General features: G+C 63.8%; 13 protein-coding genes and 1 tRNA gene. 7 read left to right on the forward strand and 7 right to left on the reverse strand.

The genetic code is table 11. From position 1 onward, the window contains the following. Nucleotides 1-59: 59 nt before the first annotated feature. Entirely contained in the window at nucleotides 60-1,880 is a 1,821-nt protein-coding gene (gene phaC, locus BLEFHOIH_RS25265) for a class I poly(R)-hydroxyalkanoic acid synthase (protein WP_245297191.1), read from the reverse strand. A gap of 292 nt (nucleotides 1,881-2,172) precedes the next feature. Between phaC and BLEFHOIH_RS25270 the strand changes: the two genes are divergently transcribed. From BLEFHOIH_RS25270 to BLEFHOIH_RS25300, 7 genes are all read left to right on the forward strand, one after another. After that, nucleotides 2,173-2,391, forward strand: a complete 219-nt coding sequence (locus BLEFHOIH_RS25270) for a hypothetical protein (RefSeq protein WP_088348841.1) — start codon at nucleotides 2,173-2,175, stop codon at nucleotides 2,389-2,391. A 136-nt stretch (nucleotides 2,392-2,527) separates the two neighbouring features. Beyond that, on the forward strand, nucleotides 2,528-3,763 hold the full coding sequence (locus BLEFHOIH_RS25275) for an LL-diaminopimelate aminotransferase (protein WP_088348842.1): 1,236 nt from the start codon (nucleotides 2,528-2,530) through the stop codon (nucleotides 3,761-3,763). A gap of 163 nt (nucleotides 3,764-3,926) precedes the next feature. Beyond that, entirely contained in the window at nucleotides 3,927-5,225 is a 1,299-nt protein-coding gene (locus BLEFHOIH_RS25280) for a homoserine dehydrogenase (protein ID WP_088348843.1), read from the forward strand. 186 nt (nucleotides 5,226-5,411) lie between these two features. Continuing rightward, the gene (glpX, locus tag BLEFHOIH_RS25285; RefSeq protein ID WP_088348844.1) at nucleotides 5,412-6,401 is read left to right on the forward strand and encodes a class II fructose-bisphosphatase; all 990 of its coding nucleotides are present in this window, start codon (nucleotides 5,412-5,414) and stop codon (nucleotides 6,399-6,401) included. 508 nt (nucleotides 6,402-6,909) lie between these two features. Then, the gene (gene recJ / locus BLEFHOIH_RS25290) at nucleotides 6,910-8,754 is read left to right on the forward strand and encodes a single-stranded-DNA-specific exonuclease RecJ (RefSeq protein WP_088348845.1); all 1,845 of its coding nucleotides are present in this window, start codon (nucleotides 6,910-6,912) and stop codon (nucleotides 8,752-8,754) included. Nucleotides 8,755-8,826: 72 nt separating this feature from the next. After that, a tRNA-Glu gene (locus tag BLEFHOIH_RS25295) sits at nucleotides 8,827-8,901 on the forward strand. Nucleotides 8,902-9,319: 418 nt separating this feature from the next. Next, nucleotides 9,320-17,077, forward strand: coding sequence for a hypothetical protein (locus BLEFHOIH_RS25300; RefSeq protein WP_088348846.1), 7,758 nt, complete (start codon nucleotides 9,320-9,322; stop codon nucleotides 17,075-17,077). Nucleotides 17,078-17,266: 189 nt separating this feature from the next. Here BLEFHOIH_RS25300 and BLEFHOIH_RS25305 read toward each other — a convergent pair whose 3' ends face one another. From BLEFHOIH_RS25305 to BLEFHOIH_RS25330, 6 genes are all read right to left on the reverse strand, one after another. Continuing rightward, on the reverse strand, nucleotides 17,267-17,953 hold the full coding sequence (locus BLEFHOIH_RS25305) for an isochorismatase family cysteine hydrolase (protein WP_088348847.1): 687 nt from the start codon (nucleotides 17,951-17,953) through the stop codon (nucleotides 17,267-17,269). 80 nt (nucleotides 17,954-18,033) lie between these two features. Next, nucleotides 18,034-19,176 carry an ABC transporter substrate-binding protein gene (locus BLEFHOIH_RS25310; RefSeq protein WP_088348848.1) on the reverse strand — a complete coding sequence of 381 codons (1,143 nt, stop codon included), beginning with the start codon at nucleotides 19,174-19,176 and terminating at the stop codon, nucleotides 18,034-18,036. A 61-nt stretch (nucleotides 19,177-19,237) separates the two neighbouring features. Beyond that, a complete protein-coding gene (locus tag BLEFHOIH_RS25315; RefSeq protein ID WP_088348849.1) occupies nucleotides 19,238-20,032 on the reverse strand; it encodes an ABC transporter ATP-binding protein in 795 nt (264 codons plus the stop codon). Nucleotides 20,033-20,051: 19 nt separating this feature from the next. Then, nucleotides 20,052-20,945 carry an ABC transporter permease gene (locus tag BLEFHOIH_RS25320; RefSeq protein ID WP_210191600.1) on the reverse strand — a complete coding sequence of 298 codons (894 nt, stop codon included), beginning with the start codon at nucleotides 20,943-20,945 and terminating at the stop codon, nucleotides 20,052-20,054. 119 nt (nucleotides 20,946-21,064) lie between these two features. Then, entirely contained in the window at nucleotides 21,065-22,090 is a 1,026-nt protein-coding gene (dctP, locus tag BLEFHOIH_RS25325; protein ID WP_088348850.1) for a TRAP transporter substrate-binding protein DctP, read from the reverse strand. A 27-nt stretch (nucleotides 22,091-22,117) separates the two neighbouring features. Beyond that, nucleotides 22,118-23,407 carry a transporter substrate-binding domain-containing protein gene (locus BLEFHOIH_RS25330; protein ID WP_088348851.1) on the reverse strand — a complete coding sequence of 430 codons (1,290 nt, stop codon included), beginning with the start codon at nucleotides 23,405-23,407 and terminating at the stop codon, nucleotides 22,118-22,120. Nucleotides 23,408-23,453 lie beyond the last annotated feature (46 nt).

Below are 23,453 nucleotides of genomic sequence, written 5' to 3' on the forward strand. Positions count from 1 at the left end.
CGAGTTTGTGAATACTGGATCCCCGCCTTCGCGGGGATTTCGGTCTGAACTGATCGCGCCTACCCCTTCACATAGCTCCCCGGCGCGTCTTCCAGCGGCTGGTTCATGCCGTGGCCGGGAAGGCGGGCGGGGATCATGCCGCCGGACAGGCCCGCCAGCCACGCGCCGTAATCGGGCCACCAGGACCCGGCGGTTTCCTGGGCGCTGGCCAGCCAGTCCTCCAGCGTCGGCCATGCCTTGCTGTCGGGGCCGCCCGGGACCCAATGCATGTATTTCTTCGCGGCCGGCGGGTTGATGACCCCGGCGATGTGGCCCGAGCCGGCCAGCACATAGCGCACCGGGCCGCCGAACATCCGCGCGCCGTTGAACACCGATTTGGCCGGCGCGATATGGTCCTCGCGCGCCGCCAGCTCGTAAATCGGCAGCTTCACCTTGCTCAGATCCAGTTTCACGCCGCCGATCGACATCTCGCCCTTGGCCAGCCGGTTGTTCTGATAGAACTCGCGCAGATAGAAGCTGTGATTGGCCCGCGTCATCCGCGTGGTGTCGGAATTCCAGTAGAGCAGGTCGAACGGAAAGGGCTGCTTGCCGAGCAGATAATTGTTCACGACATAGGGCCAGATCAGGTCCTTCGGGCGGAGCATGTTGAACACCGCCGCCATGCGCGAGCCGTCGAGATAGCCCTGCTCGGCCATCATCGCCTCCAGCGCCTTGATCTGGGTGTCGTCGATGAACACCATCAGGTCGCCGGCCTGGGCGAAATCGACCTGCGCCGCCAGGAACGAGGCCGAGTTGAAGCGGTCATCGCCGGTCGCGGCCATGTAGGAGAGCGTCGTGCCGAGCAGCGTGCCGCCGACGCAATAGCCCATCACGTTGACCTTGGCCTGATCGGTCAGCCGCTGCACCACCGAGAGCGGCTCGAGGATGCCCTCGTTCATGTAGTCTTCGAAGGTTTTGTGCGCGAGCCGCTGGTCCGGGTTGACCCAGGACACCACGAAGACGGTGAAGCCCTGGTCGACCAGCCAGCGGATGAAGCTCTTCTGCGGCACGAGGTCGAGAATGTAGAATTTGTTGATCCAGGGCGGCACGATCATCAGCGGCAGCGCGTGAACGTCCGGCGTCGTCGGTTGATATTGGATGAGCTGCATCACCTGGTTCTGGAACACCACCTTGCCGGGCGTCGTCGCCAGATTCTTGCCGACGGCGAAGGCGCCGAGATCGGTCTGCTTGATTTTCAGCAGGTCGCCCGACTCGTCCAGATCCTTCAGCAATTGCGTCATGCCCCGGACGAGGTTTTCCGCGTTCGACGACATCGTCGTGCGCAGCACTTCCGGGTTGGTGAAGGGGAAGTTCGACGGCGAGAGCGCGCTGGTGAGCTGGGTCAGGTAGAACTGCGCCCGGTGGCGCGTACGCTCCTCGACGCCGTCGGCGCTGCGAATCAGGTCGTCGGCCCAGTTGACGCTCAGCAGATAGGCCTGCTTGCAGAAATCGAAGAAGGGATTTTCGGTCCATTCGGGGTCGCGGAAGCGGCTGTCGCCGGGCGCGGGCGTGGCCAGCGGCTCGACCTTCTCGCCCATGAAGCGGCGATGGGTGCGGCCCCACAACTCGACCATATTCTCGGCGAGCTTGGCTTGCTTGGCGGCGAATTTCTCCGGCTCGGCCATCCAGGCGCTCATCACCGCGCCGATCAGATTGCCCGCCTCGCTCATCTCATTGGCGATGCCGGCCGGGCCGTCCGCGCGCTTGTCGTCCAGCATCCGCGCCATGGCCTTGGCGCCGACCTCCATCAGCTTCATCATATTCTGGGCGAGCTGTTCCGGGTCCTTCACGGCGTAGGGCATATCGGACGCGGCGCCCTTTGCTCCTCGATCGTCGGCCATTGTCTCTCCCGCTGGGTCATAGGCATAATCACTGATGTAGAAATGCCGCAAGGCGCGGCAAAATCCGCGCTGCGGCGCAGCGACCTGCTCTTTTCTCGTCTTGAACTAAATCTCCACATAAATCCCCGCGATAATCAACGGATCTGATCGGCGGGCCGGAGCGAGCTCCAGCGCCAATGTTCCCTTCCCGTTTCGCGGTGAAAATGATATGGAAAACCCAGTTCCAACGAATCACAGCGCGTAATTTGGGGGAAGCGGCCTGGGCTGTCCAGGAACGCTAAGGAAAATGAACATGCAACGCAGTTTTAAAACGGCGATTGTACTATTATGCGTTGTCTGCTCCGCTGGCCTTTCGGGCTGTGCGGATAGCCTCTACCCGCGCCTTCCCGATCTCGGGGGCACGAGCAGCAATCTGCTCACGCCGCAGCAGCAGGAGCAGACCATCAAGGACTTGACGACCGAGCAGAGAACGCACGGCGCCGAGGCCGCCAAGACGATTGAGGCGCGTTAACAGCCTCGAAAATCGGGCAGCCGGTGCGGGCAAGCACAGCGCCCGCGAGACCATATAGGCTTCCACTGACGCTCCGCTCACGGGTTCTCTCGTGGGCGGCGCGCCAAATCTAAAGTTCCCCGGGAGGGATCAAGCTGTGCCGGACCCCACGCAAGATTTTCATCGTATCAAACGCCTGCCGCCCTATGTCTTCGAGCAGGTGAACAAGCTCAAGGCTCAGGCCCGCAATCGCGGCGAGGACATCATCGATTTCGGCATGGGCAATCCCGATTTGCCCACGCCCCAGCACATCGTCGAGAAGATGATGGAGACTGTCACCAAGCCGCGCACCCACCGCTATTCGGCCTCGCGCGGCATTCCCGGACTGCGCCGCGCCCAGGCGGCCTATTACGAGCGCCGCTTCGGCGTGAAACTCAATCCGGATACGCAGGTCGTCGCCACGCTCGGCTCGAAAGAGGGCTTTGCCAATATGGCGCAGGCGATCACCGCGCCGGGCGACGTCATTCTGTCGCCGAACCCGACTTATCCGATCCACGAATTCGGCTTCATCATGTCGGGCGCCTCGATCCGCAGCCTGCCGGCGACGCCCGACGCCGATTTCATGACCGCGCTCGACCGCGCCGTGCGCCATTCGATCCCCAAACCCCTGGCGCTGGTGCTGAGCTACCCGTCCAATCCGACCGCGCTCGTCGCCGATCTCGATTTCTACAAGGAGGTCGTGGATTTCGCCCGCAAGAACGACCTCATCATCCTGTCCGACGTCGCCTATGCCGAGATCTATTTCGACGTGCCGCCGCCGCCCTCGATCCTGCAGGTGAAGGGCGCCATGGACGTCGCCGTCGAGTTCACCTCGCTGTCGAAGACCTATTCGATGCCGGGCTGGCGCATGGGCTTCGCGGTCGGCAATGAGCGGCTGATCGCGGCGCTGGCGCGGGTCAAGTCCTATCTCGATTACGGCGCGTTCACGCCGATCCAGGTCGCCGCCGCCGCCGCCCTCAACGGACCGCAGGAATGCGTCGCCGAGATGCGCGAAACCTATCGGCGCCGCCGCGACTGCCTCGTCGATTCCATGGCGCGGGCGGGCTGGGACATTCCGCCGCCCCCGGCGACGATGTTCGCCTGGGCGCCGCTGCCGCCGCAGATGCGCGAGCTCGGCTCGCTGGAATTCTCCAAGCTGCTCTTGGAAAAAGCCGGCGTCGCCGTCTCTCCGGGCGTCGGTTTCGGCGAATATGGCGAGGGCTTTATCCGGATCGCGCTTGTGGAAAACGAGCAGCGCGTCCGGCAGGCCGCCCGCAGCGTCAAGAAATTTCTGTCCGAAGCCGCGACGACCATGCATAACGTCATCCCGTTGGCCTCGGGCCAGAGCCGGTAGGCTGGCCGCTCCCCTCGCGCGCATGGCGGCGGCGAGGGGTTGCGGACTGCCGGTGAGGCGCCAAACCCTCACCCGGAACGCGCTGCATTGGCTCCAAACCGAGGCTCGATGATATGAATTTGGGGCGGCCCGCGAGGGCCCCCCGGTCGTGCTTGGGAATGCTATGGAACCACTCAGGATCGGTCTGGCCGGGCTCGGCACGGTCGGCGCCGGTGTGCTGCACTTGCTGGCGGAGAACGGCGAGGCGTTGGCCTTGCGCTGCGGCCGGGCCGTCGAAGTCCGCGCCGTCAGCGCCCGCGACCGCACGCGCGACCGCGGCATCGACCTCTCCGGTCTCGAATGGTTCGACGACCCGGTCGCGCTGGCCAGAAGCGGCGCGATCGACGTGTTCGTCGAACTGATCGGCGGCGAGGACGGGGCCGCCAAGGCCGCCGTCGAAGCGGCGCTGGCCTCGGGCAAACCAGTCGTCACGGCCAACAAGGCGCTGCTCGCCAAGCATGGCACCGCCCTCGCCAAACTCGCCGAGGCGAACCGCGCCGCGCTGTATTTCGAAGCGGCGGTCGCGGGCGGCATTCCGATCGTCAAGACCATGCGCGAAAGTCTGACCGGCAATCAGGTCACGCGCGTCATCGGCATCCTCAACGGCACCTGCAACTATATCCTGACCCGGATGCAGACCGACGGCCACGCCTTCGAGGCCGTGCTGCTCGACGCTCAGCGCGCCGGCTATGCCGAGGCCGATCCGACCTTCGACATCGAAGGCCACGACACCGCGCATAAGCTCGCTATCCTGACCAGCCTCGCTTTCGGCACCGAAATGTCCTTCGACACCATCTATCTCGAAGGCATCTCCTCGATCACGCCCGCCGACATCGAGGCGGCGGACGAGCTCGGCTACAAGATCAAGCTGCTCGGCGTTGCCCTGCGCACCGAAAGCGGCATCGAGCAGCGCGTCCACCCGACCCTGCTGCCGATCCACAGCGCCATCGCCCAGGTCGACGGCGTGCTGAACTGCGTCGCTCTGCACGGCGATTTCGCCGGCGACATCATGCTGGTCGGACCCGGCGCCGGCGCCCGGCCGACCGCGTCCTCCGTGGTCAGCGACATTGTCGACCTGGCGCGCGGCGCGCATTTGCCCGCCTTCGGCACGCCCGCCGCGCGGCTGCTGCCGCATGTCCGCGCCGCCATGCCGACGCATGAGGGCGGCTATTACATCCGCCTCTCCGTCCACGACCGGCCCGGCGCTTTTGCCGCGATCGCCGCGCGCATGGCGGCGGAGGGCATTTCGCTCGAAAGCATCGTGCAGAAGCACGGCTCCTCGGATGGCGGCCGCAAGCAGGCGATGGTGGTCATCGTGACGCACGAGACCACCGAAGCCGCGATCCGCCAGGCGCTCGACGCCATCGAGGCCGACGGCCATGTCGATGAGAAACCGCAGATGATCCGCATCGAGCGGCTGTAACCTTCACCGGCCATGATGCGCGAACCCGCCAGCCATCCCCGCTCCCGCGAGGATCGGGTTTTTGCGGCTTATGGCCTAATCTGAACTTTCGCCCACGCGGAGGCTTGTGGCCATGACCGGATCGTCATGCCTTCGTGATTGCGATGGTGTATAACCGCCTGGTCCTTGCCGCTCATTGGAGGCTCTATGTCGACGGATCAACCCAAAACGGTCCTGCAGCGCTCGTTATCGATCGAAGTTGCGCGCGTGACCGAGGCCGCCGCGATCGCCGCCGGGCGTTTGCGCGGGCGCGGCAATGAGGCGGATGCCGACCGCGCCGCCGTCGATGCCATGCGCCGCGAGTTGAACAAGCTCAACATTCGCGGCAAGGTGGTGATCGGCGAGGGCGAGCGTGACGAGGCGCCGATGCTCTATATCGGCGAGGAACTGGGCACCGGCAACGGCCCGGAGGTCGACATCGCCGTCGATCCGCTCGAAGGTACGACGCTCTGCGCCAAGGCCATGCCCAACGCGCTGGCCGTGCTGGCGATGGCCGAGGGCGGCACGCTGCTGAACGCCCCCGACATCTACATGGACAAGATCGCCATCGGCCCGGGCTATCCGGACGGCCTCGTCGATCTCGACCGCAGCCCGACCGAGAATTTGCGCCGCCTCGCCGAGGCCAAGGGCGTCAAGATCTCCGACCTGACGGTGTGCATTCTCGACCGCTCGCGCCACGGCAAGCTGATCGACGAAGTGCGCCAGACCGGCGCCGCCATCAATCTGATCGGTGACGGCGACATCGCCGGCATCATCCAGACCGTGGAAGCGGCCGAGACCGACATCTATATCGGCATCGGCGGCGCGCCGGAGGGCGTTTTGGCGGCCTCGGCCCTGCGCTGCATCGGCGGCCAGATGCAGGGACGCCTGACCCCGCTCAGCGAGGATGAGAGGAAGCGCGCCGAGGCCATGGGCCTCACCGACCTGACGCCGAAATATTCCATCGAGCAGATGGCGCGCGGCGACGTCATCTTCGCCGCGACGGGCGTCACCGACGGCTCGCTGCTGAGCGGCGTGAAATTCTCCAACGGCCGCGTCGAGACGCATACGGTGATCATGCGCGCCGCCACCAAGACCGTCCGCTGGCTCCGCACCCAGCACCGCGCCGCCGCAAAATTTCCGCTGTCGGAGAGCTGAGCCCGGGCGGCGGCGCGTCCGACCTTTGCGACGTTCGAACTCTCTCCTCCGTCGCCCCGGCCGTCAGAGCCGGGGCCCACTCGCATCTCCTCTTGCCACAGTGCTTGCGGAACGGCCATTCGGTCCCGGCTCGCCCTGACGGGCGTCCGGGACGACGGTATGGGGATGAGGCTGGTGGACGACGGCCGCCGATAGGCCTGACTTTCACCCAGCGCCTCCCAGTGGGGTATCCGGTTGCGGTGCGTCTCAGCCCTGTATCGCCCCTCAGAAAAAGCCCCCTCACCTTAGGCGGGAGCCCTCTCCCTCAAGGGGAGAGGGCGATGCCGCGTATGACGTTCGGCGCCTCATCTTGCTCGGCGTGCCCTCTCCCCTCGAGGGAGAGGGCGGGCGCGTCAGCGACCGGGTGAGGGGCTGTTCGTGCTCCTGGCTCTCCACACCCGCCCCCGTAGCCTCGCGCACTTCCGTATCGAATCGGGATAGCTTAACCTTCCTTAATAGGGGGTAGGCGATGTTGGCAGGGACGGCACTCAAGCAGACGGCGGCGAACGAGCCGGGCGTCTTCCTCGGCGTCATGCGCTCGGTGAAGGGCCAGGTCTGGCGCGAGCGGCTGAGCGCCGAGCAGGCGCGGCTCGCGGCGGCGATCTGCCAGCATCACGATCTGCCGGAACTGCTCGGCCGCATCCTCGCCGCGCGCGGGGGCACGCTCGAAAACATCCCCGACATGATGGCGCCGACTCTGAAAGCCCTGCTGCCCGATCCCTCCTCGCTGCAGGATATGGACCTCGGCGCCGCCCGTTTCGCCGACGCCATCCAGAAGGGCGAGTCCATCGCCATCTTCGGCGATTACGATGTCGATGGCGCCTCCTCCGCCGCGCTGGTGCGCCGCTTCCTGCGCGCGCATGGCCGCGACGCCGTCATCTACATCCCCGACCGCATCTTCGAAGGCTACGGCCCGAACGTCGCCGCCATCGAGGGGCTGGTCGAGCGCGGCGCGCAGCTCATCGTCACGGTCGACTGCGGCAGCACCAGCCATGAGCCGCTCGCCGCCGCCCGCCGCCTTGGCGCCGATGTCGTCGTCATCGATCACCACCAGATGGGCGAGGAGCTGCCGGCCGCCGTCGCCGTCATCAATCCGAACCGCCAGGACGATCTCTCCGCCCAGGGGCATCTCTGCGCGGCGGGCGTCACCTTCCTGTTCCTGATCGCCGTCACCCGCCATCTGCGCCGGGCGGGCTGGTACGCCAACGGCAAGGCCGCCGAGCCCGATCTGCTGGCGCTGCTCGACATCGTCGCGCTGGCGACCGTCTGCGACGTGGTGCCGCTGACCGGCATCAACCGCGCCTTCGTCGCGCAAGGGCTGAAGGTCATGCATCGGCGGCAGAATGTCGGCCTGCGCGCGCTCGCCGACGCCGCCGGGCTGAATTCGGCGCCGACGCCCTATCACCTCGGCTATATCCTCGGGCCGCGCATCAATGCGGGCGGGCGCATCGGCGACGCCGCGCTCGGCGCGCGCCTCCTGTCCAGCGACGATGAAGGCGAGGCCGCCCGCATTGCCGCGACGCTGACCCAGCTCAACCGCGAGCGCCAGGAGATGGAGCAGCGCTGCTGCCTCGAAGCCATCGCCATGGCCGAGGCGCGGCTCGAGGCGACCCCGGACCTGCCGCTGATCCTGGTCGGCTCCGAGGCCTGGCATAAGGGGCTGGTCGGCCTCGTCGCCAGCCGCCTGATGGATCGCTTCCGCCGCCCGGCCCTGGTCATGGCCTGGGACGGCGAGGCGGGCGACGGCACCGGCTCGGCCCGGTCGATCGCCGGGGCGGATATCGGGCACGCCGTACGCGCGGCGCTGGCCAAGGGGCTCGCCAAGAAGGGCGGCGGGCACGCCATGGCGGCGGGCGTCACCATCGAGCGCGGCCGGCTGGAGGAGCTGGAAGCCTTCCTCATCGCCGAGCTGGCCTCAAGCGTCACGACGGCCCGCGACATCTCCGCCCTCTCGGTCGACGGCGCGCTGACGCCGGAAGGCGCGACCTCGGAATTCGTCGACCTGCTGGAGAAGGCCGGTCCCTACGGGGCCGGCCACGCCGCGCCGCGCTTCGTCTTCCCCGCGCATCGTATCGGCTTCGCCAAGCTGATGGGCGAGGCTCATGTGCGCTGCACGCTGAAATCCGGCGGCGGCGCGAGCATCGGCGCCATCGCCTTCCGCGCCGTCGGCACGCCCATTGGCGAGGCGCTGCTCAGCGGCGACGGCCGCCCCTTCCACATTGCCGGCCGGCTGCAGCGCGACACTTGGGGCGGGCGCGAAAAGATCGAGGTGCTGATCGAGGACCTGGCGGATCCGATGCAACAAAAGCTGTGAAATCGCGGAACGCTGCGCAGAGGGCTTGTCATCCCGCCGATTCCTTTTTATATCAGGACTGCCTTGAGCGAAGCTCCCTTCGTCTAATGGTTAGGACATCAGATTTTCAATCTGGAAACAGGGGTTCAATTCCCCTAGGGAGTACCAAAAGCCTTTGTTTTCATTGGCTTTTCGCCTTTGTCCCCCATTGCGCCAACCAGCCTTGATCGGCTTTGATGTTGTGCCCGCACGCAGCAATCCGCGCGCCGGATTGAAGCGGCCGATGCCGGCCTCCACCAGTTCGGCGCCGAGATAGCACACCCGCGGCAGGGGTCGGATGGCGGTCCCGCACATTGCCCTCAATTTCCATAAAACCTTCGCATCAGAAGCATTATCGCAATTCGTCAAGCTAAGTGTCTGCAGTACCAGGGTTCTTCTTAATCCGTCGATGGGTAGAAGCTGCAAATCGATAACAAATCGTTGGCGATATGCGAAATTATCTTGCCCTCCTGCATTATTCTTAAAATACTCATTATGCAAATGTTAGCCGGCGGTCCTCGCCGGAGGTGGCACATGGAGATTCCCCATGCTGATTGCTGAAGGTGGAGGCGGTCGGACAACCCCGGTCTATGACGAGCGGCGGGAAATCATCGAGCTCAAGCGCGAGATCAATCGAAATCGCCAGCTCCAAGCCGCCAAGCAAAGCCAGGCGGGCAAGACCGAGGGGCAACGTCAGGCAACGAGTGCGGCGGTCGGGAAATATCAGGAGAAGGTCGATGCGCATCAGAAGAACTGGCTAAAAGCCAACGGCCATAAGTACCATACCCAGGCGGCATTGCAGCAGGCCTGGGAAAATGCCTGGGCGGTCGATGGCAAGGCGGCGCGCGACGAACTTGAGCCCTATCTGGTCGACTACGACAGGGATATCAGGGAGGATCTGCGCCTTGCCGCGGATGGGGCCGACGCCGCCGGAGGCGATCCCAAGGCGGCGGTTGAGGCGCGGGCGTCCGAGCTGAAGAGCGCTGATGGAAGCGACGGCCTGACCGACCAGTTCCTCGACGGCATCGTCACCAGGGCCGCGATCGAGGTCGGTCATGAAACGCCGGCCATGCGCGCTGCCGCAAGGCAATATGAGGCGGCCGGTGCCGAGTGGGGCGCTGCGCAGCAGATTCCCGAAGGTGATCGCACCATGAACACCTTCCTGCAGCAGCGCTACGAGTCAGCGAAGGCCAATTTCGAAGACGCCAGAACGAATTTCATCAAAATCTACTCCGACGCGATAACGACGGACCTGGAGGCCGGTCTCGCCTCCGGCAAATCCCTCGATCAGGTCACCTCCGAGGTCAAGAGCCTATACGATGAAGGTCTCTCCGACCTGGTCGATTTTCGCGTCATCGTCCTCAATAAGACCGAACTGGTCGACGAATGGCAGACGGCGATCGAGTCCGACATTGGTGCCCTGGGGTTGACCCCGGCGGAGTTGGAGCTGGGCGCGAAAGATTCCAACAAACTGGCTTTCCTGAAGGCGGCAGGGTTCACGCTTGAGCTGGATCCGGTGAAATACAAGGCGATGACGGGGTTCGATCTCAGCAAGGAAGAGATCGAACTGGCCAAGAAAGACCCGATCTTCTTTTTCTTCCTGCAGAAGCAGAACATTCATTTCTCGATGTCCGGCAACTCTGTCGTGCTGAAGATCGGCGCCAAAAACGCGCCGGCCCAAATGCAGCTCGCAGCGCAGCAGGGTTTTGATGATGGCGGCGTGCTCGGCCTCGCGGGCGCGCTGAGCGCTCCCGTTTTCGCCGACAGCGATCTCACGGCGCTGATGGAGGGTGCCGATAAGACGCGCACCAAATTCGGCAAGGCGAATCTGTACCGGCACGAAGGCAAGGATCGCCTGCAATTCGTCAATATGCTGCTCACCGGCTATTTCACGCTGGGGGAGCGAAAGGTGTTCTGGGACGAGACCGGGCGTGGCGCGGTCGAGCCGATCCTGCGCGATGGGCTGAACGGTGTGAAGGTGCCCGAGGACGACCTCGATGAGCGCCGGTTCCTGACCTATATCGGCGAATATATGGACGAGGCGCTGGTGGACGGCTCGCCCGAAATGGCGGCGCTCGTCATCGATCTAGTCATGGACCGGGTCGACAGCGCCTCGCCGGAGATGGAGTTCGGCAGCACCGAAGTCTTCGCGCAGTCGATGGTGAACGCCGTTCACCTGGCGGACCAGCTCCCCGGCAGCGTCAAGGCCGAAGAGGTCGCGAGATGGATGGTCGCTTCGGAACGCGGCCTGATCAATCGTGATGCGATCGGGGAGTTCCGTAACGCCATCGCCAATACCGGCAATACCGAACTGGGCGACGCCGTCCTGAGCGAGCTGCGGGCGACCGATGAATATTCCAGCGGCTTCCCCGAAGAGTTCAAATGGGGCGTGGACGACGGCAAGAAGGCGGCCAATATCGCTTTCGGCGAGGCAAAGCGGGCTGCCGAATTCACCGCCTTCATGGATCCGGCCCAGCAGAAGACGATCCTGAATGGTTTCTTCGATCGCTTCGCCGACATGCCCGATGTCGGCAAGCCGCTCAGCACCGCGAACAGCCCTGAGCTGCGCAACACGCTCGGTCAGATCGCCGGCTATCATCCCGACCAGAATCTCGATGCCTACGCCCGCGGCGATAAATCCGTCGACTGGTTCAGCGAGGATTCGACGCAGCGTGCGGTCATCGACCTCCTCGTCACCTGGGTTGACATCGAGGACGGCGACGGCCAGGGCGCCACCGCGACCATCTACCCCTATGCCTACGGCTCCAAGCGTGACGGTGTCGATTATAGCCTCCTGATCAAGATCACCCGGGCGGATGGCAGCGAAAGCTTCATCGACGGCAATGCAGCGGACGATGTCGTCAATTATTTCCTCGGCGATCCGATGACCAAGGACGACGACAAAGAAATCAAGCAAGAGGACGTGCCGCTGCAATGGCACTATACCGGCTTCGACGACTTCATCGACCATAACAACTATGACACTGGCGGCACCATCTACCTACCCAAGGACTGGAAGATCTCCAAGGCGGACGGCCATGTCGAATGGATGGAGATGGCCGCCGCGCGCGAGACCGGCAAAGAGACGTTCATGAAATGGGCGGACGGCGTCGCCACCGCGCTCGTGTTCGGCGCGAGCCTGGTCCTTGCGCCGTTCACGGCGGGCGGCTCGCTGGCGCTGGGCCTGACATGCCTCGGCGTCCTGGCGGCCGGCACGGGCTGGACGGTCTATAGCGCCCACGACCGACGCGACGAGATGGGCGAGCACGGGGCCTCGACCAAATTTAGCAATCCCGCCGCAAGGGACACCTATATTCAGGAAGCCACCGCAATCTTTTCGATCCTGCCGATGGGGGCCGGCTGGCGAGCGGTCAGGCTGGCGCGCATTGGCAAGGATTTCGAGGTGGTGGGCGCTCTGACGCGCAACACGGCGATGGCCGCGCGAGGGGCCCGAACCCTCGACGCCTCGGCGAAATATGCCCAGTGGGCCAGGGCGCTCGGCCGCCCCAACACCGCTATCGGCATTTATTTCACCGTCGACCAGTCGATCTCGCTGATCCAAAATTTTGACAAAATGAATAATGGAGAGCGCTGGCTGGCCCTTTACTATGCCGCTTTCGGCGTCAGTCAATTTGCGATCGGCAAAGCGGCGGAGCGCATTCCCAGGTTCCAGGAGGCGCTATCGGGTAATCCGCGTTTCAGCAAGCAACAGGAGGAATACTTCGAAGCGCTGGGCCATGCGCGCTTGGCCGGTGACGCCGGAGAGCCGCTCGATTCGTATTTCGGCAGCTATTTCGCGCTCGAGAATGGCGACATCCTGTTCACGCCGACCGTCGGCAAGCCCATCATGATCTACGCGGCGGAACGGATTGCGCCCAAGCTCGTGCTGCCGTCTGAAACCGCTGCCGCGCCGTCTAGTCCGATCCTGACCGCGGCGCAGGGGCGGCCGCCGGCACATAGCGGCGGCCGGCTCATCGTGCCGGGCGAGGGCGAGAGCACCTCGGGCGATTTCTACATGCCCGACGGGGTCAGGACCAACATCACCGACGCCGTCTCCGAACTCGGCGCGCGCGGGACCATCAGCGAATCCACCCTCGCCACCGTACCGGTGGACGCTGTCGACGCCTTTACCGGGCGCGACGGCGACGAGGGGCCGGCGCCGTCCTTGATCATCGCCGACCGGCGCGGTGGCAATCGCGGCTTCCTCTCCTGGGATGGTCCGCCCGCCCTGGCCCGCACCGGCAAGCCGGACATGTCTGCCGAGATCGGGATGCAGGATCCGGCCGATGCGCCCGTCGTCATTCGGATGACGAGCAGCCGCCAGGCCTCGCTGCAAACCGGCCGCGACGCGCGGACCGACCAGTTCATCGCCGCGTCTGGGGCAACGGTGCGTTCCGAGTTCGCGCAATGGCTGCGCCCGCAGGCTCCGGGCACCGTCTCCGGACGCCTGGCGGAATGGCTCGGTTGGGGGCGATCCACCTCCGAGCCGACCATCGTGCGGCAGGACGACACCGAATTCGAGACGACATTTGCCAGTCACAGCACCGACGATGCCTCGCATGTCCAGGGGTTTTATCTTTCCGGCTCGAATACGATCCATCTGCGCAACCGGCCGTCGGGCTTTTTCGAGCCCTTCAACGGCTATGTGGTCGGCCATGAATATCTGCATTCACTGGCGGCACGATATTTTACGGAGCGCGTCGGCTCTCTGAAATATCGGCCAACCGACAAATTCCTCGACGAAGGCGTTACGCAATATCTGACTTTCAAGGCTTTTGGCCCCAAGGAATACGCCCAGCAGGAGATGGGATACGCCAAATATGTCCTGTCCCTCGACGACCGCGGACAACTCACCAAGGACAACGGCCAATACCTGCATGAAACACTCCTGGCGGAGGAGATCTTCGAGCGGATGGCGGCGGATGGCTACGATCCGTTTGCGGCTTATTTCCAGGGCGAGGTCGGAGCCGTCGAAGCGTTCTATTCCTATGCCATGGCCGATCCAAACGTCGTGCCGGCCACCAAACCGAATGCGGGGGTCCATTCCGCCAAATGGCAGCCTTCGGGCAATATTCCAGGCGGCAAGCAGGTCTACCGCATCGGGCCCGATGGCAAGATGGCGCTCGTGCCGGCGGCACAAACCGCCCAGCCAGCCCCCCCACCCGGGAGCGTGCCTCCGCCGCCGGCAGTGCCGGTGCCGACCTTGCGTCCTGCCGTGCCGGGCACGGCCACACCGGTCTCCGCCGCCGCCGGAACCTCGACATCCGTGCCGACGGTGCGCTCCGCGACCCTCCCCCCGACGATCATCACACCGGGCAGGGCGGCGACGAGCGCGACAGGCAAAAAGCTCCCGCCTTTGGTCATTATCAGCGACGTGCCATCCAATCCCTATCGCGGCAAGCCGATCCGCAAGGGGCCATTCCGACGTGTCTTCACCTTCGTCGCCGAATCGCGGGCAACGCGGATCGACGCCTTTGCTCGCGACCTCGGCGTCGACCCGAGCGTGGTGGAGTCGGATATCGTCCAGGACATCGTCAACGGCATTCCGATCCTGGGACGCCTTGCCGACCTTGTGGCGGATATTCACGCGCATTCGCGGACCTATGACCGCCGCTGGGATGTGATCAATCTGGTTCCGCCGGGGAAGAGCGACCGGCCGATGATGCTGGTGAACAAGACCGGCTGGGGCAGCCGCATTCTGATCGGCGACATCCCGCAGGATTGCGGCATCGGTCATTATTCCAATGTCGCCTCGCGGCTGCTCTCGCTGAAACTGGCCGGACTGCTTGACCGCAAGAACGTCAAATCCTGGGATCGCGCCAACCATACTTTTAAGCGCTGGACGCAAACCCTCGAGACCGTGGCCAAGGACATAAATCCCGAGATCGCCATCGCGCTCGACCGCGCCACTTTGATGGGCGGGACCGTAAAATATCGCGGCAAGGCGTATAATCTGACCCAGCTCATCAATCAGCTTCACCTTGAAGCGCCCGCCATGCATCGGACGCTCTCGAATCAGGTCAGGCGCCTGGCCAAGAAGCAGCCCCACGCGGTCCTGCGCTACGATCTCTCCATCACCGGATTCAATCCCGGCGGACCGAAGGGCGCCAAGCAGGTTCGCCAGCGCCTGATGAGCGCGCCCGGGCGCAGGGCGTTCATCGGCGAGGTGACCCTGCACAAGGAAATGGTCGACGCGATGCTCGGCAAGGAGGGCACCACCTTCCGCGACATGGCCTCGATCAAGAATTTCCGCGAAGTCATGAAACTCGCCGATGAAAGCGGGCTCGGCGTGCTGATCCATTGCGACTGGGGCAATGTCTCGCACCGCAAGTCCGATGGCCGGCCGCAGGCGGGCACGCACGAATATGAGAATTTCGACCAGCTCATCGAACTTGTGTCGCAATATCCCAATGCCAATATCGTCCTCGCCCATACCGGCATCGGACGCTATGTGCGGCCGGATTCCACTGCCATATCGGCCACCGAGATGATCGGTCCCGACGGCCATAAGGTTGCGGCGGGAAATTTGGTGCCCAGCGCTTTCGCCGCCAAGAACGGCGTCCGCTACGGCACGACCGTGCCGATGCACATCCTCAAGATGGAGCAGGCGCTTGCCAAGGCGCCGCATGTCAAGTTCGACATTTCCTGGAACGATGTCGGCGAAGCCTTCGTCACCGACCCGGCGCTGTTCGAGGGGCTGATCAGATTCATCCAGCGTCATCCGGACGCCGTCACATTCGGCAGCGACACCGTCAAGCCGGTGAACAAAGGCCAGTATCGCCAGGCCTTCAACACGCTGCTGCCGCTGTTGGGCGAACTCGCCCAGCGTCCCGGCGGCCGCGAACTGGTCTGGAAGGTGATGCGCGGCAATTATGTCGACACCATCAACTCCGCTTTTTACGGCACCGACCCGTCGGGCAAGAAGGTGAAAAACGGCGTTATCGACTGGACCGCCGCCCGCGCCGGTGTCGATGATCGCAAGAAGATGGAAGCGATGCACGCACGGCTGAATGACGGCATGTCCGTCAATGGCGAAAAAATCGTGCTGGGCCGCAAGGATCTCGAGGCCATGGCGCGCCGCGAATTCGATGTCATCATCTCCGACTACCTCGCCAGCGGCGCCAGCATGCGCAGGGGGCCGAAGCCCCCGGGTTCCGCGCTTGTGGGCAACGCCGATTTTTCGGTGCTGGACTCGCGGGCGCTCGGTCGCCGCCCGATCAATTTGGTGCCGGCCGATGCGTCAAGCGAATATCCGCGCCAGACCGGCACGGGGCAGGGAAGTCCGACGATACAGTTTCCCGGGTCGCGGTTTGCGCCTGTCGCCTCGCGTCTGACGCGAGGCGCCGTTATCCTGGGCGCCGCCGTCGCGGGCGGCATCTATGCGCCAGGCATGGCCGGCCCGGCTGCGGCCGTCGCCCGGCAATTGCTTTTCCTGGTCAATATCCGCTATCGCGACTTCGTCCGGCTGTCCTGGGACCAGATGTTCGAGGAAGGCCAGATCACCAATAAGCGGCTCGACGCATTCGTCACGCGCGTGCTGAAAGTTGGCAATACGCTCGGGATCGACAAGGAAGCGCTGCGCAACGTCGTCGTGGAAACGCTGCAATTCCGTAAGGATATCAGCTATATCCTGGATAGCAGCAATGGCAGGGCACTCAGCCATACCCAGCAATTCGATGCCATTATGGCGACAGTCGGTCTTTACCAGATCCGGGTGGACCGGGCGCTCGGCGTGCAGGCGGCCTCGCTCGAGGCGACCTTGCCGCAGACCAAGCTCGGCCGGTTCGTGAACAACCGCATCGTCGATACGGCGACACTGAGCCTTCTGACCACGCTGTACAGCTCGACCGCCGACCTCATCCATCGCCCGGGCGATATGGGGCCGACCGCAACCAAGGCGGCGCTGGACATCATCGCACTATCCGCGATGATCACCGTCCGACTCAAAATGAACAAGGGCGGCCTGACCAACAGCGATCTGGTCGACAACGCTCCGTATCTGCGTTGGTTCAACGCCGGCAGCTATGCCGCGATCGGCGGCAGCGGAGGGGTGGGAGTCTGGCAGTCGATCGCGGACTCCTTTGCGCAAACGCCCGACCATAGTGTGCCGGTCAATGTCACGACCGGCGTCCTGAACGCCATCGTCGCCTATTACGGCCTGAAAACCGCCGGCATCGAGGGCGCCCGGCAGTTCAGGCTCGGCGGCCCCGATAGCGGCAAGATCTTCGGTGCCGGCACGGCGCTGGTGGTTTCGCTGGCGCTAGCAGCCGCCGCCAACGTGATCGCCGACGTGGTCGACGATTGATGCGGGCAATCGAGCGCGCCGTTTGGCGCCGCACAGAATGGCGCCACTACCGCTCGGCTCATGGCCATATTCGGTTGGAGGGACATCGAACAAGCAGAGCTTCGCACCCGGGCTGCGGACCAAAACAATCCGGTTCAAGACACCCACCTCCGAGGACGATTTCGACGCCCGGACAGGCCGTACCTATGCTCAGAGGCGAAGCGCCGAGCAGATCGCGCGGGTCGTGGTGACGGCGCCGAAAATGCCGCCTTCGGTCATGATGGTATTCACCGCGGCGCGGTGGTTCTCCGCGACCGTCGCCGCGCAGGCATCCTCGACGAGCACGCATTCATAGCCGCGATCCACCGCGCTGCGTAGCGTCGAATGCACGCAGACATCCGTGGTCACGCCGGTGAAAATCAGGCGGCGGATGCTTTTGGCGGTCAGGATGCGCTCGAGATCCGTGGCGTAGAAGGCCGAGTAGCCCGGCTTGTCGACGAGAATGTCGCCCGGTTGCGGCGCCAGCTCCGGAACGATCTCCCAGCCCGCTTCCCCCCGCACCAGCACCCGGCCGAGGGGACCAGCGGTCCCGACCTCGACGCCGCCGAGGCGCGAGCGCCAGGCCTTCATCGGGTGCAGATCCGAAAGATCGGGGCGATGCCCCTCGCGCGTTAGCACGATCGACCCGCCCCACGCGGCGACCGCGTCGCGGACGGCGCGCACATTGGCGATGATCGCGCGCGCCGGGGATACGTCATAGCCCATAGACGCGATATAGCCGCCCCCGTCGCAGAAATCGCGCTGCATGTCGATGATGAGCAGGGCGGTTTCCGATGGCTCGAGCCGCCCGTCATGCGGCCATGGCGAGGGACGCGCGTCGATCGACATTTGCGGCATCGCGTCCCCTCGGTCAAATGCGCCCTGCCGCGCCCGGTCCGTATGGGCGCGGCAGGCGTCAGTATTACGAGCCCGACCCGTCAGAGCCCGATCCGTCCGACCCATTTATTGGAATTATATTTCTCGACATAGCCCTCCGCGCCGAGCTTGCGCACGATGCTCGTGTCGAAGCCGGCGCTGCTTTTCACCTTCTTCTTCGCCACACCCGCTTCGACATAGATCTCGTTGAACAGATCCCAGGTCGGTCCGGCATAGCCCGGAGCGCAGTCGCGGCCGTCGAACAGCAGGCCCCAGCCGATCGATTTCGGCGCGCGCGGCGCTTCCGGCGGCAGGCTCTCGCACAGCGGCTTGCCGCCCGGCAGGCCGAAGGCGCCGAGATTCTGCGACAGGTTGAGCTGGATCGCGCCATTCTGCGCCAGCTTGACCTCGGGCAGCGACCAGCCGAAGCCCTTGGCCACGATTTCGTCGCCCGCCTCGGGATTCTCGTTCCACCAATGGGTCGCCTCGAAATAGGCGCGGAACGCCTCTTTCGCGACATCCGGCTTCTCGGCGAGCCACTTCTCGTTGCAAGCGATGGCGTCGCCGATCAGGCCGCGTTCCCAGGTCCGGTCGGTGAGGCTGGATTTGAAGACATAGGAGCCTTTCCGCTTCAGCGAAGTATCGGCAAACGGATCGAAATTGACGTCGATATCGACGCCGCCGCTGGCGAAGGCGGCTGCGCTGTCCGCGGCGATCATCGGTACCAGCGTCGCATCCTTGAGCCCCATGCCTTCGCGGCGCAGGGTCAGCAGCATCCACATATGGTTCAGGAAACCGTAGTCGGCGGCGTATTTCTTGCCTTTGAAATCACGGACCGTCTTGATCTCCTTGCTGACGACGATCTTGTCGAGCCCGTAGGACATATTGGAGAATGCGACCAGCTTGATCGGAACGCCGCCCGCCCGGGCCAGCATGATGGTGTCGACGGTGTTGTTCATGCAGGTGAGCTGGCCGGAGGAGATCGCCGCGTTCTTTTCCGGAATGCCGTCGATGACCTGGATATCGAGATCGATATCCTTGGCGAGCTTGCGCTCCTTCACGATGTACCAGGCGCCGTAGGGTGAAAAGGAGTTGAAGGCCACCGAGACTTTTTCGGCTGCCGCAGCTTGAAAAGCCGTCCCCATCCAGCTTGCGCCCATGACAGTCAGCGAAAACAGGAAATAGATTAATCCACGAATGCGCATAGCGCCCCCTTCGTCTATTGATTTGTGAATATCGGCCAATGCCGGACGTAGTCAAACGCAACTACGCTGCATTGTCCACTGCGGCTATTTCTTCCCGCATCATCGAGAATAAGTGTTTTTCCATTTCACGATAGCCAGGGAGACTGAACAGCTCTTCCTTTTCCTTGAGGCGCCTGCCGCCTTTAAAGTCCAGAGTCAAGTCGGCCTTGATGCGGCCGGGCTGGCGGCTGAAGAACAGGATGCGGTCGGCCAGATAGAGCGCCTCGCCGATATCGTGGGTGACGATGACGACGGTGCGCGGCTCGGCTTCGACCAGTTCGACCAGGAGCTCCTGCATCTCCCAGCGTACCTGCGCGTCGAGCGCGCCGAAAGGCTCGTCCATCAGCACGATGCGTGGCCGCTGGGCCAACGTCCGGGCCAGCGCGACGCGCTGCTTCATGCCGCCCGAAAGACTGCGCGGATAGTGATCAGCGACATGGTCGAGGCGGACGAGTTTCAGGAAATCCAGCGCGCGCTGCCTACGCTCCTCCTTGTCGATGCCGAGGATTTTCAAGCCATATTCGACATTCCGGACGGCGGTCAGCCAGGGGAAGGAGGTATAGGCCTGGAAGATCAGGCCCCGGTCGGGCCCCGGCCCCTGGACGGTCTTGCCGTCGATGGCGATCGCTCCGCGCGTGGGAAAATCCAGCCCGGCAATGATCCGCAGCAGGGTGGTCTTGCCGCAGCCGGATGGGCCGACCAGAGCGGTGATCTGGTTCTCATGCAGGTCGACGGAGATATTGCTCAGCGCCCGGACCGCGCCTTCATTGTAGTCCTTGCCGACTGCCGTAGCCCGGATAAGCGGTTTCACGGACATTCTTTGCGATCTCCGTGCGCTATCGTGAGGTTGCCCATGGCAGCAGCAAGCGAGCCGCCATGCGAAAAAGAATATCGGTCAGGACGCCGAGAATGCCGATGGTGAGGATGCCCGCCATGATCTGGTCGACGGACAGGGTGCGGCCGGCGCGCATCATCATCGCGCCGATGCCGTCGCGCGCGCCGACGATTTCGGCGATTACAAGATATGTCCATCCCACCGCGATCATATTGCGCATGGAGTCGAAAATCGCCGGGGCCGCCGCCGGCACGATGACGTTCAGGACGACCTCCCACCGGCTCGCGCCCATGGTGAGGGCGGCCTCGGTGAATTCGCTCGGCACGGCCTCGGCATTGTCGAGAACGAGCGCGACGAGGAAGAACACGACGCCGATGAAGAGGAGCGCGAGCTTGGCGGTGTCGGTCGGGCCGAACCAGACCAGCAGCAGGGGCATGAAGGAGGCGGCGGGCAGATATTTCCAGGCCGAAAGCGTCGGATTGAGCAGCGCGCGCAGATTTTTGAAGCTTCCCATCAGCACGCCCAGCGGGACGGCGATGGCGGCCGCTGCGAAGAAGCTCACCGAAATGCGGATGCAGCTCGCGATCACGTCGTCCAGGAAGTTCTGTTCGCGAAACAGATCGATGAGCGCGTAGATGACCTCTCCGACGGAGGGCAGGAACTGACGCCCTTCTTCCGGCGTCAGATAATGCCCGGCTTCCCAGAGGCCGATGAACAGCGCCGCGCCGATGAGACCGAGCAGGGCGCCGTTGATCCGCGACGGCTCGTGCCGCAGTTCGAGGAATTTCCGGCCGGGCGGGCGGAAGACAGGCGCATCGGCGGCGCCGGTTTGCTGTTGAGCAAAAGTCTCGGCACCGCCCTGATGTGCAACAACGCCCGCGCTATCGTCTGCCACAGATCGCTCGTTTCAAATATGCCGCAATGTAATCAGTGCACGGGCGAGGTGATTTGACGTTCGCAGGCGCCCCAATCTGTGGCAATTCTAGTGGTGCAACCATGGGCCTTGGCAAGCAATCAGCGGTTGCAGCATGGGTCGGCTCTTAATTTTCCATAGGCATTCATAAGCTGCTCGCCGATTTCGCCCGCGTCGGTCATGAATGACTCCACGATCACCGAGCTACAGATGCGCCAATCTGAAATATCGTCGGGTGTAAGTTCCTGGATTTTCAGGCCTTTTTCCTGGGCAAGCTGGTAGGTGTCGGCCTCCAGAAGAAAATACCAGCGCCATATACTCTGCTCGACCCGCTCAGCCGCTTCGCTGATGAGCGTTCTCTGGTCTTCGGTCAGAGCCTGCCAGCTTTTCTCATTGATAACGATGAGAAATAGGATCTCCGAATATCTGAGCTTGGTCACGGTATTTGTGACCCGCCAAAGCTCTCGCTCCTTGAGGCTGAGTATTCCGGTCATGCTGGAATCGGCGGTCTTGTCCGCAAGCGTCTTGAATGTCTCCGGAGCCGAGACGAGGCGCGGCTTTCCGCCGCAATTGGTGATAAAATTCCCCATGCCGGAATCGATTGCCGCGACATTGCGCCCCGCCATCGCGGAAGGGTTGGTCACCGGCGCGCCGTTGGACAGCAGCACCGTCCCGCCATAGGGCTGCCAATAGAGCGGCCGCACGCCGGCTTTCTTCAGGATTTCCTGCTCGATGGTCTTGCGGATCGGATGGTCGCGTTTCGTCGAGGCAAGCACCAGCGGCTTCAGGTCGAACAGGAACGGCTGCTGGAACAGACCCGCCGCCGGGATGTCGCCGGCGTAATCGCCGAGCGGCACCACGGCAATGTCAATCGCGCCGGAGGAGACGGCGGCGCGCCCCTGCGTTTCGGAATAAAGCTGGGCATTGTCGAAAATCTCGACGCGCAGCGCGCCGGACGAGTCCTCCTCGATCGCGTTCTTGAAATCGATGAGATTTTGGCTGAGCGGGTTTTTCAGCGAGTTCGCCAGTGTCACCCTCAAGGTCTTCGCTGGTGTGACGCCCTGTTCCGCCGCCAGCACCGCCGGCTGGCTAGCGAGCAGAACCAATATCGATAGGAGCAGCCGCATGGAATTATCTCTCACGCCAAATGCCGGTTAGGGTTGGCCAGTCTTTTTGCCATCGCTGCCCTTCTTGCCTGGTGTGGTGGGTTTTTGCTGCGCTCCGGCCTCCGGCTCGCGCGCCTTGACCGCCGGCGTCTGACCGGCGCCCGGCTTCGGCTGGGGTTGGGCCTCGGCGGTCGAGGCAGGGCTTGCGGCACCCGAGCCCGCGCCCCAGAACTGCTCGAGATGCTTTGCCGTGATGGCGTCGTAGGCGCCCGTCACTTTGAGCCGCGCCAGCGAGGTATTGATGTAATAGAGCACCGTGCGCGCGCTGGCATGGGTCTTGGCGATGATCACATGCATGGTCTCGATATTGATCGGCCGCGCCGCCGCGTGAATGCGGTCGCCCATGCCCATGGCGCTCGCGACGGCGAGCCCGGTCAGTTCGGCGATGACGACGGCGTCGACGCTGCCTTCGTCGAGCAGCCGGAAGCAATCCTCCGCCCGCTGCGGCTGCAGCAGCGTGATCTTGCCGTCCTTGACCCAATTGCGCCCGCCCTTGTCGAGGTCATAGGTCGACCAGCCCTTGGTGCGGCAGAGCGTCTTGCCGACGATTTGCTCGTCGCGCTCGAAATTGAAGGAGCCGTCATTGCGCACGAACAGCACCGTGACGCTTTCATAGAGCGGGTCCGAGAAGAAGAATTTTTGGCAGATATATTGCCCGGCTTTGTCGAGCGCTTCCGGGTGCGCGCAATCGGGCTTGCTCCACGGCACGCCGGCGTCGAAGGCGCGGGTGATCAGCAGCGGATTGAGATGGGCCGACCAATCGTTCACCCACGAAACCTGATAGTCGAAACCGCCATTGGCCTGCTCTTTGATCTGGTCCATCGACGCCTGCAGCAGATCGATGAGCATCCCGCCTTGCGGCAGATCGCGGCCGGTGAAGGGGGGATAACCCTCGGCGGTGAGGAATTCGATCCGTTTCAGCATGGTGGAGAGCTGGAACGGCGCCGCCTCGTTGGCAGGAGGCGCGCCGGCGGGGGAGGTCTCGACCGGCGCGGCGGCGGTGGGCGTGCCGGCAAGACAAGGGATCTTCAGCGAAAGCCCCGGGACGGCCAAGGTCGCGTTGGTCCCCAGCCGGTCCTGGTTGGCGTAATAGATGATGCTCCACTGGCTGGCATTGCCGTAAACGGTCCGGGCAAGGCCGGCGAGCGTATCGCCCGGCTTGAGCGTATAATCCGTGCCGCAGGTCTGCGCCGATGCCCCTGTTGCAAGGAAACACGACGCGCCGATAATTGCGCCTATGAACAGCCAGGCCACCATTGCGTCGGATTTTGCCGTCATGGTCAGTCGCCTTTACTTTACGCAATACGATAGGCCGTTCGGAGGC

The sequence above is a fragment of the Rhodomicrobium sp. R_RK_3 genome (genome assembly GCF_002198715.1).
Classification (GTDB): domain Bacteria; phylum Pseudomonadota; class Alphaproteobacteria; order Rhizobiales; family Rhodomicrobiaceae; genus R-RK-3.

Coding starts and splice junctions, on each gene's coding strand:
- glpX (WP_088348844.1), top strand. CDS start 5,412: ATGTCGACGGATCAACCCAAAACGGTCCTGCAGCGCTCGTTATCGATC.
- recJ (WP_088348845.1), top strand. CDS start 6,910: ATGTTGGCAGGGACGGCACTCAAGCAGACGGCGGCGAACGAGCCGGGC.
- BLEFHOIH_RS25280 (WP_088348843.1), top strand. CDS start 3,927: ATGGAACCACTCAGGATCGGTCTGGCCGGGCTCGGCACGGTCGGCGCC.
- BLEFHOIH_RS25315 (WP_088348849.1), bottom strand. CDS start 20,032: ATGTCCGTGAAACCGCTTATCCGGGCTACGGCAGTCGGCAAGGACTAC.
- dctP (WP_088348850.1), bottom strand. CDS start 22,090: ATGCGGCTGCTCCTATCGATATTGGTTCTGCTCGCTAGCCAGCCGGCG.
- BLEFHOIH_RS25270 (WP_088348841.1), top strand. CDS start 2,173: ATGCAACGCAGTTTTAAAACGGCGATTGTACTATTATGCGTTGTCTGC.
- BLEFHOIH_RS25305 (WP_088348847.1), bottom strand. CDS start 17,953: ATGCCGCAAATGTCGATCGACGCGCGTCCCTCGCCATGGCCGCATGAC.
- BLEFHOIH_RS25330 (WP_088348851.1), bottom strand. CDS start 23,407: ATGACGGCAAAATCCGACGCAATGGTGGCCTGGCTGTTCATAGGCGCA.
- phaC (WP_245297191.1), bottom strand. CDS start 1,880: ATGGCCGACGATCGAGGAGCAAAGGGCGCCGCGTCCGATATGCCCTAC.
- BLEFHOIH_RS25310 (WP_088348848.1), bottom strand. CDS start 19,176: ATGCGCATTCGTGGATTAATCTATTTCCTGTTTTCGCTGACTGTCATG.
- BLEFHOIH_RS25300 (WP_088348846.1), top strand. CDS start 9,320: ATGCTGATTGCTGAAGGTGGAGGCGGTCGGACAACCCCGGTCTATGAC.